Source organism: Planococcus wigleyi, from assembly GCF_014836985.1.
Taxonomy (GTDB): Bacteria; Bacillota; Bacilli; order Bacillales_A; family Planococcaceae; genus Planococcus; species Planococcus notacanthi.
The window spans coordinates 409,600-423,695 of sequence record NZ_JACSPU010000003.1; the positions used below are offsets into that span (position 1 = coordinate 409,600).

Below are 14,096 nucleotides of genomic sequence, written 5' to 3' on the forward strand. Positions count from 1 at the left end.
ACCATTCTTAGCAGAATGGTTTTTTCTTTTGCTTATTTTTTGCTATGATTGACTCATATAGAAACGAACAGGAGGCTCTTATGCAAAGCTGGTATCAAATATTTCCTAAAAATCCATGGTTGAGTCTTTACGCCTGGGTCATCTTTTGTATTTTGCCTTTTTTCTTTATTTTTCGTTCTTCCTCATTGCCTGAGATCGTCATCGGCATTTTGCTGCTGCTGCTGTTCTTTATTGCGTACCGTCTTTCATTCAATTCGAAAACCGGCTTTGTCTATGTCTGGGTAAGTATAGAAATGGCTATCAATATCGCGATGATTCTGTTGTTCGGTTATGTTTATCTCGCTATTTTTGTGGCGTTTTTCATCGGCAATCTGCGTAATAAAGTCGGCTTTTTCATCATCTATGGCCTCCATATTGGCACGACGATTGCTGCTGTGGTATTCGGCTTTTTTGAACACAGTGAATTGTATGTTTCGCAGTTGCCGTTTATCGTGCTCAGCATATTGGGAGTTATTCTGCTGCCTTTCAATACCTACAACCGCAACAAACGAGAGAAGTTGGAAGGCCAACTTGAAGATGCCAATAAGCGGATCTCCCAATTGGTTATTATTGAAGAACGCGAGCGGATTGCACGTGACCTGCATGACACTTTAGGACAGAAGTTGTCACTGATCGGTTTAAAAAGTGACTTGGCAGGCAAGTTGATCTACCGGAATCCGGAGTCGGCCTTGAATGAAATCAATGACGTGCGGCAGACAGCCCGTACAGCTCTAAAGGAAGTGCGGGAGCTGGTATCCAATATGCGGGGCACGAAACTGGACGAGGAACTTCTGCGGATTCAGCAAATTTTAAAAGCGGCTGAAATCGATTTTGTGTTTTATGGTTCGCCGCAATTGACCAATACACCGCTGCTTGTTGAAAACGTTTTGAGCATGTGTTTGAAAGAAGCTGTGACAAACGTCGTGAAACACAGTAATGCTACACGGTGCAGTGTCCTGATCAAACAAAATCCTGAAGAAATTCTTGTTCAAGTACAGGATGATGGAAAAGGATTTCCGGAAGGAAACACATCTTTGCAAGGGAATGGATTGGCAGGGATGCGCGAACGTCTGGAATTTGTCAACGGATCAGTGGATATCAAAGTCATGGAAGGCACTACATTGAATATTCGGGTGCCGAACGTGATTCTTTATAGTTCAAAGGAGGCGATTAAATGATCCGAATCGTATTGGCTGAAGATCAGCGGATGATGTTGGGGGCTTTAGGTTCCTTATTGGATTTGGAAGAAGATATGGAAGTAGTGGGCAAAGCATCGAATGGAGAAGAGGCCATTGAACTTGTCGAAAAGCTGCAGCCTGATATTTGTATCATGGACATCGAGATGCCGTTGAAAAGCGGGTTGGACGCAGCAGAAATCTTGAAAGAAAAGCCGTGTAAAATCATTATTTTAACGACCTTTGCGCGCTCAGGTTATTTTGAACGTGCTCGAAAGGCAGGAGTCAGCGGCTATTTGCTGAAAGACAGCCCGAGCGAAGACCTTGCAACATCCATTCGGACAATTATGGATGGACGCCGTATTTATGCACCGGAATTGGTGGATTTGGCATACGGCGACGAAAATCCGTTAACCGAACGTGAGAGCCAGGTAATGGAGTTGATTGCCGAGGGGCGGAGTACGAAAGAAATTGCCAAAGAGTTGTTCATAACGACTGGAACAGTACGCAATTACATCTCGACGATTTTGGATAAGCTGGAAGTGGGGAACCGGATTGAAGCCATTTCCCGTTTTAAAGAAAAAGGATGGTTTAAATAAAATGCCGCTGTCAGCCGACAGCGGCATTTACTTTTCAATCATTCATAAAGTGTATCTGACAAGGAGCCGTCTTCCGTGTAGATATGGAGTTCTCCGTGATTTTTATTGACATAACGCTTGGCTTCTCCCATCAGGCTTTCTTTGGTTTCTTCAATCAAGATGGCTTTTTTGCTGTCTTTTTTCTTTAATTGCCAACCTTCGTCGTGCTTTCTGATTTCATAAATCGGCCGTTCTTCGTCGCCCTCTACGCTTTTTTTTGCCTGATCCAAAGCAATTGGAATGGCACGGCCTTCTTCGTAGCCATCACGAAGCAATGCGTTGGCAATTTCAATGGCTTTATTGCGGACGGCACTGTCTAGATTTTTGAACGAATCCGGATAATCATTTTTGCTCCACGGCATAATAATCTCCTCCTTGAGATTCTTTTCCCCACTTGGATTGGCTATAAAACCGAAAAAGGGACTTTTAATAAAAGTTAAGGATGTTACACTGTAAAACAAGGAGGGGATAGAATGACAGATACTACTTATCAAATCATTGCACTATCTATTTATCTTGCAGCCATGTTGTTTATTGGTTGGTACGCTTATCGGAAAACAGCAGATTTATCCGACTACATGCTTGGTGGAAGGGGTCTTGGACCAGCAGTTGCTGCACTTAGTGCCGGTGCCTCGGATATGTCCGGTTGGCTCTTGCTTGGCTTGCCGGGGGCGATTTACCTTAATGGACTAGTTGAAGTGTGGATTGCGATCGGATTAACCGTCGGTGCCTTTTTAAACTGGTTCTTCGTTGCACCGAGGTTGCGGATTTATTCATTTGTAACCAGTGACTCGATCACGATTCCAAGTTTTCTGGAGAATCGTCTAAAGGATAAATCACGGCTATTGAGAATTGTTTCAGGTATTATCATTTTAATCTTTTTTACATTCTACGTTTCATCCGGAATGGTCGCTTCTGGTTTGTTCTTCCAGAGTTCATTCGGTATGGACTATCATTTAGGGTTAGTCTTGGGCTCGATTGTTGTTGTAGCCTACACTTTATTCGGCGGATTCCTGGCCGTCAGCTATACGGATTTTGTTCAGGGCATCATGATGGTGCTGGCTTTGATCGCAGTACCGGCAGTAGGCATTTTTGCCACAGGCGGATTCGGCGAAACAGCTGCCAGTATCCGTGAAGTGGATCCCAATATGCTGAGCCTGGTTTCCGGTGCTTCCACAATCGGTGTCATTTCAGCAGTAGCCTGGGGACTTGGTTATTTTGGCCAGCCGCATATCATCGTCCGTTTTATGGCGATTAAAACCTTGAAGGAAGTACGCGTAGCCCGCCGTATCGGTATGGGCTGGATGATTTTCAGTCTTCTTGGAGCAGCAGCAACAGCACTTGTTGGGATTGCCTACTTCCAACAGAACCCTTCAGCGACTCTGGTGGATCCTGAATCGGTCTTTCTGGACTTGAGCCAGATTCTGTTCCATCCACTGGTTGCTGGATTTGTACTGGCTGCTGTTTTAGCAGCGATTATGAGTACAATTTCTTCCCAGCTTTTGGTGAGTTCATCAGCGTTGATTGAAGATCTGTATAAGATTGCCTTCAAGAAAGAATCATCGCCAAAAGGATATGTGAACTTAGGGCGTATCGCTGTGGCGTTGATTGCTGTTATTGCCGCCTACCTGGCATGGGAACAGAACAATACGATTCTTGGCTTGGTTGCGTATGCGTGGGCCGGATTCGGTGCCGCTTTCGGACCGATTATCCTGTTGTCTTTATTCTGGCGTAAGCTAACATCAATGGGTGCTTTAGCCGGAATGATCGTCGGTGCTGTAACGGTCATCGTATGGGATTTGATCGGTACAATTCCGGAGGATCCTGGAGCTACTGAAACAACGAATTTCATCGGCAGTGTCTATGAAATCATTCCTGGATTCTTCCTGTGTTTGCTTGTTACATGGCTTGTCAGCCTGGTCACATACAAACCAGATGCACAGATTGAGAAAGAATTCGATGAAACAGTTCGATTGATCAACGAAGACAAATAAGTTTACCAACAAAAAGGCGTACAGCTCCTTCCAAATGGAAGGGCTGTACGCCTTTTGCATGCTGAGTTATTAACTATTACGGTTGCGTTGTTCGCGGGATTCCTGTTCCATCCGCTTAAAGCGCTGCAATTCCGATTCCTTAATAGGTGGTGATTCTCTGCGGATGATTTTTGTGAAAGACCAAAGCATCAGTACCAGCAGCACCGTGAACGGCAGAGCTGAAATCAAAGATGCGGTTTGAAGAGCTTCCAATCCGCCCGCATACAGCAGGACTGCTGCAATTGCAGCCATCAGCACACCCCAGACAATCTTGAAGGCTGTTGGTGGATTCAGGCTTCCGTAACTGGTCATAGAAGCCAGAATATAGGTAGCAGAGTCAGCCGAAGTCACAAGGAAAGTGAAAATCAGCAGGATTGCGAGAATGGACATGATGGTTGTCAGCGGCAGAACATCAAATGTCTGGAACAATGCCGAGGTCAGGTCATTATCGACCGCTTCAGCGATTCCTGTGCCCTGATTCAAGTCATACCAAAGGGCAGTGCCGCCAAAGACGGCAATCCACAGACAGGCGATGGCAGGCGGGATGACAAGCACACCCATAACGAATTCACGTATTGTGCGCCCTCTGGAGACGCGTGCAACAAAGGCACCGACGAATGGAGACCAGGCAATGGCCCAGGCCCAATAGAATATCGTCCAGCCTTCTACCCAGTCGCCGTTTGCATATGGCTGAAGGCGAAGACTGTAAGAAACGAAGCTGGTGATGTAATCGCCCAATGCCAAAGTGAAAGTTTCCATGATGAAAACGGTTGGGCCTGCAATAAAGACAAAGACCATCAGGACCAGCGCCAACCCAAGGTTCAGGTTGCTTAAGTACGCAATCCCTTTTTTCAGGCCGGTAGAAGAAGACAGAGTGTAAGCGGCGAACATGACAACGATGATCCCTAGTTGGATTGGAAAGGCATTGTCGATGCCAAACACCGCATTCAGCCCGCCATTCATTTGGAGAACGCCAAGCCCAAGAGATGTAGCGATTCCCATCACGGTAGCGATAACTGCCAGCGAATCGATGGAATGTTTGACTAAAGGTTTACCGCCGAGCACCGGCTCAAGTGCCGTGGAAACCAATCCAGGTTTCTTTTTGCGGAATTGCAGAAATCCGATGACAAGACCAACGAGTGCGAATACCGACCACTGGCTGACTCCCCAATGAAAGAATGAATAGCCCATGGCAATTCGAGCCGATTCCGGTGTCTGTGCTTCGTCGCCGAAAGGTGTGGTGAAAAAATGGCTCATTGGTTCGGCTACTCCCCAGAAAACAAGGCCTGCTCCAAACCCTGCAGAAAACAACATGCCAATCCAGGTGAAGAATGGGAACTCGGGGCGATCACTGTCAGCGCCAAGGCGGATGCCGCCGTATTTGGATAAAGCGATGATGATGAGGAAGAGGGTGATGATAAAGACGGCAAGGAGATAAAACCAGCCGAAATTCAAGGTCGTAAAGTTAAATAAAGTTCCTGCTACATCTCCAAAACGGACCGGCATAACCGCTCCTAAGACGACAAGGATAAGTATGACCGTAGCAGAGACGATGAATACGGGATTTCCAAGTGATTTTCTATCCATTTGTACCTCCTAAAAGTGTTTCTATAATTTAGCCTACCGAACATAGCAGAAGAAAACCACCCTATCTGGCAAAAAAATCTAAATTATCGCTAAGTATTTGCCTTATTCTTTAGAATATTACTTTTCGCCATTTAAAGGAAACCTGCAGGAAACGGCGAACGGTATAGCATGGGTAAAAAAGATAAGCGAGGTGCTTTATGAAATTGGATCACATAGTTCATTTTATTCGACAAAACCCTCAAGAAGCTGTAGGTCAGTGGCAGCAGAAAAACTTCCATGCCGCTATTGGGGGACAACATGTAAACTGGGGGACGCATAACGCGTTGTTGTATTTGAAGGATTGCTATATTGAATGGCTGGCAGTAGAGAAAGAGGAAATCGCTTCCCGTGCAGATCACCCTCTGACAAGGCTGTTGTTGCATGACCAAGTAGGTTTTGGAACCATATGCCTTCGGACCAGCGAGATTCAGGCAGTTCACGAAGACTTAGAAGGCCGAGGGATTAAAACTTCCGGCATTTTGGATGCCGAGCGGCGGACTGAAGCGGGACAAGTGATCAAATGGAAGATGTTATTTATCGAAGAGCCCGTATCGACGAGCTTGCCTTCCCCATTTTTCATTGAATGGCAGGAATCGGACGAGCAACGCTACAGGAAGTTACGGGATAATGGAGCCGTGCAGGATATGAACGAGAAGCTTGCGATCGACCGCTGCGTGTTTGGGGTGTGGAATCCCGAGGAAACGGCAGATGCTTGGCGGAAGATTCTCGGCGGCAGTCTCGAGTTGCCGAACTGCCGAATTGAATTCAGAAAAACCGATCAGCCAAAGGAACGTCTGGAAGAAGTGCATTTTGTGGATGGTGAAAATAAGGTTGAATATGCACATGGCCGCTACTGGCTGCCGCGTCTGTAGTTTAGCTGCAGCTAATCTATGGTAAAATGGATAGATTGAATGGGAAATTTCCTTTCCTGCAAAAGGAGGACATGATTAATGGATGAACTACAAGAAAGAGCGGTCATCGTCGGTGTCCAGCTTCAAAAAGATCTTCATTTCGCATATGGAATGGAAGAACTCCACAATTTAGCGGAAGCCTGTAATGTCGAAGTGGTCGGGGAAGTTACACAAAACCTGGATCGCATCAATCCTTCGCATTACGTCGGAAGCGGCAAAGTGGAAGAAATCAAAGCTTTTTATGAAGAAGCGGATGCCAATCTCGTAATTTTTAACGATGAGTTGTCGCCATCGCAGATCCGAAATTTGGAAGAAGACTTGGAATGCAAAGTCATTGACCGGACAATGCTGATATTAGATATTTTCTCACGGCGTGCAAAAACACGTGAAGCGCAAGTGCAGGTGGAACTGGCGCAGCTTCAATACATGCTGCCGCGTTTGGTCGGCCTGCGTGCATCACTTGGCCGCCAAGGCGGGAGCAGCAGCGGTGGCGTAGCCAACCGTGGAGCTGGTGAAACAAAACTGGAACTGGATCGCCGGAAAATCGAAGACCAAATCTCGAAGCTGCACAAAGAGCTCGAGCATATTAAAGACCAGCGCGTCACGCAGCGCAAACAGCGCACCAAAAAAGGCATGCCCGTCGTGTCGTTGGTCGGTTATACGAATGCCGGAAAATCAACGGTGATGAATGGATTACTGACGAAAACAGGACAAAATGAGGAAAAGCAGGTATTTGAAAAAGACATGTTGTTTGCTACATTGGAAACGTCTGTCCGTCAGATTCGCCTGGAAGACAATAAAAGCTTCTTGCTTACAGACACAGTCGGTTTCGTCAGCAAACTTCCGCATCATTTGGTGAAAGCGTTCCGCTCGACATTGGAAGAAGCCCGCAATGCAGACCTTTTGCTGCATGTTGTCGACGTGTCTAATGAAGAGCACCGTTATATGATGGAAGTCACGAACCTAACCTTGCAGGCCGTTGGAGTTGAAAATGTGCCAACGCTGTATGTCTACAATAAATCCGATTTGGCGGGAATCCGGTACCCGGCCGTAAATGGCGACGGCTTGTGGATTGCTGCAAAAGAAGGAAAAGGTCTGGATGAATTGCTGGAAGTCATCAAAAAAAGGATTTTCGCCGATTATGTCACGTGCCGTATGGTCATTCCGTTCGATCGCGGCGACATTGTCGCTTACCTGAACGAACACGCCAGCATCTTGGAAACCGAATACGAAGAAGAAGGCACCTTGCTGAAAGTGGAACTAAGCCATGCGGATTACGACCGCTACCAGCAATTTGTCATCGGGAAATAGAACGTCAAAAAAGGGGCTGTCCCATAAGTCCCTAAAATAAAACCGCTGGAGAAAAATCATTGATTTTTCTCCAGCGGTTTTTGCATTGTATGCGGTTTTTTTGGATTTATTTTGAAAAGAAGATTAGTTTTATTCCATTAAAAGAGCTTACTATCCAAGTTGAGTGAAATACTTTCTGTTTGGATGTAAATACTTTCCGTAAACAGCTGAATACTTTCTAATAAGCTCTAAATACTTTCCATGCCTTCAAAAAGCTCAGGAATAGGATATATTCGATCTTTATAACTCCTGACGAATGGCATATTTGCCGATTTCAACATCTCGGAGGCGGTAGTAGTGGAATGAATCCCAGTGAATATCCCGCTTGCTGATCGTCATTTTGACCAATGCCTGGTATTGCAGCAATGCATCGAGATAAGCGACCGGATCACAATGGCCACAAATTCCGATGCGCCACATTTCCCGGCGGTAATTCCAGTCATTCAGGACCCAATACACCTCTCAAAATGAATCGCACAGCTTCTTTTTTGACTTGTCGTGCGATTTCTTCAGACCTTATTGCTGGAACTGGAGGCGGTGAAGATTGGCGAAAATGCCGTCGGTTTCCAGCAACTCAGTGTATCCGCCTTGTTCGGCAATGCCATCTTCCGTCACCACGATTACGCGGTCAGCATCGCGGATGGTCGCGAGGCGGTGTGCAATAATCAACGTCGTCCGGTTTTCTGCAAGTTCAGCCAATGCCTCTTGGATAACCCGTTCTGTTTGGGTATCGAGTGCCGAAGTGGCTTCATCCAAAATCAGGATCGGCGGATTTTTCAGGAACATGCGGGCGATAGCCAGACGTTGCTTTTGTCCGCCAGACAACTTCAAGCCGCGTTCCCCGATTTGTGTATCAAAACCTTGCGGCAGCTTTTGGACAAAATCTTCCAAATGAGCTTTTTTAGCAGCCGCTAAAATTTCTTCTTCGCTGGCATGGCGTTTGCCATAGGCGATGTTTTCGCGGATGGTTCCAGTAAACAGAAAAACGTCCTGTTGAACAATGCCAATTTGTGAACGCAAGGAATGCTTGGTCATGTCCCGGATATCCATGCCGTCAATGGTAATGTTTCCTTGTTGAATGTCGTAGAAGCGTGGTATCAAGGAACAGATGGTCGTTTTCCCGGCGCCTGAAGGTCCAACGAACGCAACGGTTTCACCGGCACGCAAATTCAAATCGATTCCCGATAAAACGGGTTTGTTGTTGTCGTAGCCAAAATGGACGTTGTTGAATGAAATATCTCCATTCAGTTTCTCGACAGCTACAGCGTCTTTTCGGTCGTTGATGTCAGGTGCCTGATCAATCAAATCCCGGAATCGGCTGAAACCAGCCATTCCTTTCGGATAGAGCTCAAGCAATGCGCTGATCTTATCGATCGGCTTAATCAAGACATTCAGGAACAATACGAAACTGACAAGTTCCCCGTAAGACAATTCCCCTTGGAAATTGAGCCATGCTCCATAGACCAGCACGACTAAGGTCAAGAGGCGCGTCATCATATAGATGCTCGAATGAGTAGCTGCCATAACTTTGTATGCAATCAGTTTGGCAAGGCGGAAACGGTCGTTATCGGTTTTGAAGCGTTCGATTTCAAATTCTTCATTCGTAAATGACTGGACGACACGCGCTCCTGAAACGCTGTCTTCGACTCGGCCGTTGACGTCGGCGATTTTGCTGTACATATTGCCCCAGGTCTGATTCATCTTGATGTTGCAATACGTGATAAGCCAGATGAGGAACGGAATGACAATCAGAGTAACGAGCGCCAATTTCGGGTTGATCCAGAACATGATGCCGAATGCGCCGAAAAAGGTCATGATGGCGATGAAGAAATCTTCCGGCCCGTGGTGGGCGAGTTCGCCGATATCGAATAGATCGTTGGTGACACGGCTCATGATGTGTCCGGTTTTGGTATTGTCGAAGAAACGGAAGGACTGCCGCTGAACATGGATGAACAGTTCTTCCCGCATGTCCGTTTCAATATTGATGCCCAGTTTATGCCCCAGGTAACTGACAATATACTGTAGAAATGTACTCAATAGGAAGACAATCAACAACAGGAAGCTGACGGTAGTGATCGTTCCCCAATTGCCGCTTGGCAACAGGTCGTCGATAAACCACTGGACTGCGACCGGAAAGGCAAGTTCCAGGATAGCGACAAAGACCGCGCTGGAAAAATCAATGACAAAAAGCCGTTTGTGCGGCTTATAATACTGGAAAAATTGTTTTAATCTCAATAAAATCCACCTCGTTTTTTTCTCACAATGAAAAGTATAATCGATGTAGGCGAAATAAACGAATGGAATTTGGGTAAATAAAGAATATGAAACTTTTTCCAAGATTTTTCGTAGAATAGCTAAGTCTAGCCAAAGAAGATTTTTTCTCGCTTGTTTGGTGGAGTCACACGGCACTAAAAAAACTTATAGGAGAGTGATTGTTTTGAAGAAATGGATCATGTTTATGAGTACAGCTACATTAGCGATAGGGCTTGCTGCTTGCGGAGAGACAGCAGAACCGGTATCTGGCGATGAGGCGGCGAAAGGCGAAAACAGCGAGTTGACGGCAGAAGAGGTATATACGAAATCAATGGAGGCATCTGAAGAAATTACGAGCCTTCATGCCGATATTGTAACTGACCAAGTGATGGCTATGCAGCCGGATGGCATGGTGATCAACATGAAAATGGACTCTGCAATGGACATGACCACTGAACCGTTGGCATTCCATCAAACGGCAGAAACATCCATGGTGTCAGAAGACATCGAGAACACCAATCCGATGAGCATGGAAATGTATTTTACAGACCAAGGTTTATATATGTACGAAGAAACAATGGCGACTTGGCTGAAGATGCCGGATGACAGCATCGAGGACTTGAAGGGGCTTGCTGATCAGCAGACCGCTGATCCTTCTCAACAGCTCAAAGAACTCGCAGAATTCCAGGAAGATTTTACTTTTGAACAGTCAGCGGATGAATACATCTTGACGCTTGATGCCTCCGGTGAGGAATTCCAGGAATTGATGGCTCAGCAGCTTGAGAAAACATTGGGGCAAATGGAGCTTGAAGCCCAGACGGCACTTGAAGACATGACCATCCATTCTGTAAATTATGTAATCAATGTCGATAAAGAGACCTTCTTGACGAACAGTTTGGATGTGAAGATGGACATGGATATGAATATTGAAGGAGAGTCTATGAACATCAAATCGGATATACAAGCCGATTACAGTAAATACAATGAAATCGAAGCGATTACCATTCCAGCTGAAGTGCTTGAGCAAGCGCAGGAAATTGCAGGTTGATCAATAAGCCCCAATAGGAATTATTGCCCGGCTTTATCTATATGGAAGAAAAGTCCGGCCTATACGCCGAGAATCGTTCTTTCTGAATGGTGGTGCACCCTTGCACATCATTCAGAAAGGGCGATTTTTGCATTTTAAATAGTGGGCTTAGCTGTTTATTGGGAGTTTGCCTACATAAGCCTTATTCGTGTTCTGAATGTTTGACGAACTTTTGACAAATTAGAATCATTCTCATCTAAATGAAAATAATTCTCAATTAATCATTGACTCTAATTCTCAACATGCTATACTGAAATCTGTACGGCAGTGATAATGATTATCACTATCGAATAATCAATAATGTTTTATTGAGGACAGATGAGGGACAGTAATGAAGAAACGTTATTTAATACCAACATTGATCATACTGTCGATTGTTTCCTTGTTTGTCGGAGTAAGCAGTATCAGTGTTAGTGATTTGCTTGACTTCCAATCGGAAGAGACAGAAATATTCTTGATTAGCCGTCTGCCAAGGCTGGTTGCGATTTTGCTGGCAGGTGCAGGAATGAGTATGGCAGGACTCATCATGCAGCAGTTAAGCCGCAATAAATTTGTGTCTCCGACGACGGCAGGTACATTGGATGCCACTCGGCTTGGGATTCTGGTTTCGATGCTTTTGTTCGCAAACGCATCGATGCTCGAAAAAATGACAGTGGCTTTCGCTTTTGCGCTTGCCGGTACATTCCTTTTCATGCAAATTCTAAACCGCATCAAGTTTAAAGATGCTATATTCATTCCGCTTGTCGGTTTGATGTTCGGGAACATCCTGTCTTCCATCACAACGTTTTTCGCTTATCGCGCGGACGTTATCCAAAACATGTCCGCTTGGCTGCAAGGTGATTTTTCGATGATTATGAAGGGGAGTTATGAACTTCTCTACATCAGTGTTCCTGTATTTATCATCGCCTATCTGTACGCAAACCGATTTACGGTTGCCGGCATGGGTGAAGACTTCTCCAAAAACTTGGGGATGAAATACCGGAGCGTTGTCAACATCGGATTGGTGCTCGTGGCTTTGATTACAGCGACAGTTGTGTTGACGGTAGGAATTATCCCGTTCCTAGGGTTGATTATTCCGAACATCGTTTCGATCTTCAAAGGAGATCATCTACAAAAAACATTGCCGCATACTGCGATGCTTGGAGCTATTTTCTTGCTGGTGTGCGATATCTTGGGAAGAGTGCTGATTTACCCGTATGAGATTTCCATCAGCCTGATGGTCGGCGTTATCGGAAGCTTTATTTTCCTCTTCTTGTTGTTTAGGAGGAAAGCGTATGCGTGACCTACATAAGATGCTTATACTCGTCGGCTTGGCTTTAGCGGCTTGTGGAGTTTATCTGTTTCAGGATTTGAACGGAAGTTTCGATTATGCATTGCCGAGACGCGGTGTAAAAGTATTCGCCATGGTGTTGACGGGAGTTGCCATTGCCTATGCAACGGTGGTTTTCCAAACCATCACCCATAACCGGATACTGACGCCAAGCATTATGGGCTTGGATTCACTTTATATGCTGCTTCAGACTTTGCTGATCTTTTTCCTCGGTTCAGATCATATTACAATCGTCAATAAGCAAGTGAACTTCTTGCTGTCGATTGCCGTAATGGTAATCTTCGCCTTGTTGTTCTACCGCTTGCTCTTTAAAAAGAATGATCGGCCGGTTTACTTTCTCTTGTTGGTCGGTATAATCTGCGGAACGTTTTTCGGCAGTATTACGACCTTCCTGCAGGTGCTGATCGATCCCAACGAATTCTCGATCATCCAGGACCGGATGTTTGCCAGCTTCAATAATGTCAATTCAGATTTGGTGTGGACCTCACTGGTCATCATCACTTTGCTCATTGCCTTCGCTTGGAAACAAAATTCCTCCTTGGATGTTCTGACATTGGGACGCGATACAGCAATCAATCTCGGTGTAAATTACGACGCGCTGGTAAAACAAATGCTGGTGCTGTCGGCTGTCTTAATCGCAATTGCCACGGCGCTTGTCGGACCGATTACGTTTTTCGGTTTGATTGTTGCAAACCTTTCCTACCAATTCTTTACTTCGTATAAGCATTCGGTTTTATTGACAGGGTCTATTGTCATCAGTGTAGTAGCCTTGGTCGGTGGCCAGTGGGTAGTGGAGCGGATCTTCACTTTCAATACGACATTGAGCGTCATCATCAATTTCATCGGTGGAATTTACTTCATCTACCTACTATTAAAGGAGAGTCGATCTAAATGATCCAAGTTCGTGAATTGACAAAGCTATACGGAAAAAAACAAGTTGTGGAAAATGTCTCTGTTGATATCCAGCGCGGTCAGATTACGTCCTTTATCGGGCCCAATGGTGCTGGGAAATCCACACTGCTTTCCATGGTCAGCCGTCTTTTGGATGCGGATACCGGGGAAGTCCTCATTGATTCAACCAATACAAAAAAGTTGAAATCCAATGAGTTCTCCAAACGTGTATCGATCTTAAAGCAGTCTAACTACATGAATGTCCGTTTGACGATTCGCGAGCTTGTTTCCTTTGGGCGCTTTCCTTATTCAAAAGGCCGTCTGAATGATGAAGATGAAAAAATGGTGGACCAGTCAATCGACTATATGGATTTGAAGGAAATGGAGAATTCATACCTGGATGAACTTTCAGGCGGGCAACGCCAGCGTGCGTTTATCGCGATGGTCATTGCACAGGATACCGATTACATTCTATTGGATGAACCTTTGAATAATTTGGATATGAAACACTCTGTCCAAATCATGAAAATTTTGCGCCGTTTGGTTGACGAGCTCGGCAAAACTGTGGTCATCGTCCTTCACGACATCAACTTCGCTTCTGTCTATTCCGACCGCATCGTGGCATTGAAAAATGGTCGAGTGGTGAAAGATGGGACAACAGAAGAAATTATTCAAAGTGCGGCATTAAAAGAAATCTATGACATGGATATTCCGATTCAGCAGATGAACAATTGCCGGATTTGCGTATACTTCAATTCTTAAA

General features: G+C 45.3%; 13 protein-coding genes. 9 read left to right on the top strand and 4 right to left on the bottom strand.

Annotation, left to right across the window (positions count from 1 at the left end; translation table 11 throughout):
- Window positions 1-80: 80 nt before the first annotated feature.
- The gene (locus H9630_RS10735; protein ID WP_191715479.1) at window positions 81-1,217 is read left to right on the top strand and encodes a sensor histidine kinase; all 1,137 of its coding nucleotides are present in this window, start codon (window positions 81-83) and stop codon (window positions 1,215-1,217) included.
- Window positions 1,214-1,813, top strand: coding sequence for a response regulator transcription factor (locus H9630_RS10740; RefSeq protein ID WP_191715480.1), 600 nt, complete (start codon window positions 1,214-1,216; stop codon window positions 1,811-1,813). Before H9630_RS10735 ends, H9630_RS10740 begins: the two co-directional genes overlap by 4 nt.
- Window positions 1,814-1,851: 38 nt before the next feature.
- Here the strand turns inward: H9630_RS10740 and H9630_RS10745 are convergent, their stop codons facing one another.
- Window positions 1,852-2,214, bottom strand: coding sequence for a DUF2188 domain-containing protein (locus H9630_RS10745; RefSeq protein ID WP_191715481.1), 363 nt, complete (start codon window positions 2,212-2,214; stop codon window positions 1,852-1,854).
- Between the two features lie 111 nt (window positions 2,215-2,325).
- On the opposite strand from H9630_RS10745, the gene putP reads away from it, so the two are divergent.
- Window positions 2,326-3,846: a sodium/proline symporter PutP gene (gene putP, locus H9630_RS10750; protein ID WP_191715482.1), complete on the top strand. Its 1,521-nt coding sequence runs from the start codon at window positions 2,326-2,328 to the stop codon at window positions 3,844-3,846.
- A 69-nt stretch (window positions 3,847-3,915) separates the two neighbouring features.
- Here putP and H9630_RS10755 read toward each other — a convergent pair whose 3' ends face one another.
- Window positions 3,916-5,472, bottom strand: coding sequence for a BCCT family transporter (locus tag H9630_RS10755; RefSeq protein ID WP_191715483.1), 1,557 nt, complete (start codon window positions 5,470-5,472; stop codon window positions 3,916-3,918).
- A gap of 197 nt (window positions 5,473-5,669) precedes the next feature.
- Here H9630_RS10755 and H9630_RS10760 point away from each other — a divergent pair, with 197 nt between their 5' ends.
- Window positions 5,670-6,383: a VOC family protein gene (locus H9630_RS10760; protein ID WP_191715484.1), complete on the top strand. Its 714-nt coding sequence runs from the start codon at window positions 5,670-5,672 to the stop codon at window positions 6,381-6,383.
- Between the two features lie 78 nt (window positions 6,384-6,461).
- Entirely contained in the window at window positions 6,462-7,733 is a 1,272-nt protein-coding gene (gene hflX, locus H9630_RS10765) for a GTPase HflX (RefSeq protein WP_191715485.1), read from the top strand.
- A 279-nt stretch (window positions 7,734-8,012) separates the two neighbouring features.
- On the opposite strand, the gene H9630_RS10770 is transcribed toward hflX, so the two are convergent.
- The gene (locus H9630_RS10770) at window positions 8,013-8,231 is read right to left on the bottom strand and encodes a hypothetical protein (protein ID WP_225218490.1); all 219 of its coding nucleotides are present in this window, start codon (window positions 8,229-8,231) and stop codon (window positions 8,013-8,015) included.
- Between the two features lie 57 nt (window positions 8,232-8,288).
- Window positions 8,289-10,007, bottom strand: a complete 1,719-nt coding sequence (locus tag H9630_RS10775) for an ABC transporter ATP-binding protein (protein WP_191715487.1) — start codon at window positions 10,005-10,007, stop codon at window positions 8,289-8,291.
- A gap of 193 nt (window positions 10,008-10,200) precedes the next feature.
- On the opposite strand from H9630_RS10775, the gene H9630_RS10780 reads away from it, so the two are divergent.
- From H9630_RS10780 to H9630_RS10795, 4 genes are all read left to right on the top strand, one after another.
- Window positions 10,201-11,073: a DUF6612 family protein gene (locus H9630_RS10780; protein WP_318247993.1), complete on the top strand. Its 873-nt coding sequence runs from the start codon at window positions 10,201-10,203 to the stop codon at window positions 11,071-11,073.
- A gap of 370 nt (window positions 11,074-11,443) precedes the next feature.
- Window positions 11,444-12,394: an ABC transporter permease gene (locus tag H9630_RS10785; protein WP_191715489.1), complete on the top strand. Its 951-nt coding sequence runs from the start codon at window positions 11,444-11,446 to the stop codon at window positions 12,392-12,394.
- Complete coding sequence (locus H9630_RS10790) at window positions 12,387-13,337, top strand: iron chelate uptake ABC transporter family permease subunit (RefSeq protein ID WP_191715490.1); 951 nt, start codon at window positions 12,387-12,389, stop codon at window positions 13,335-13,337. Before H9630_RS10785 ends, H9630_RS10790 begins: the two co-directional genes overlap by 8 nt.
- Window positions 13,334-14,095: an iron ABC transporter ATP-binding protein gene (locus tag H9630_RS10795; RefSeq protein ID WP_191715491.1), complete on the top strand. Its 762-nt coding sequence runs from the start codon at window positions 13,334-13,336 to the stop codon at window positions 14,093-14,095. The genes H9630_RS10790 and H9630_RS10795 overlap by 4 nt, the downstream gene beginning before the upstream one ends.
- Window position 14,096: the final 1 nt, after the last annotated feature.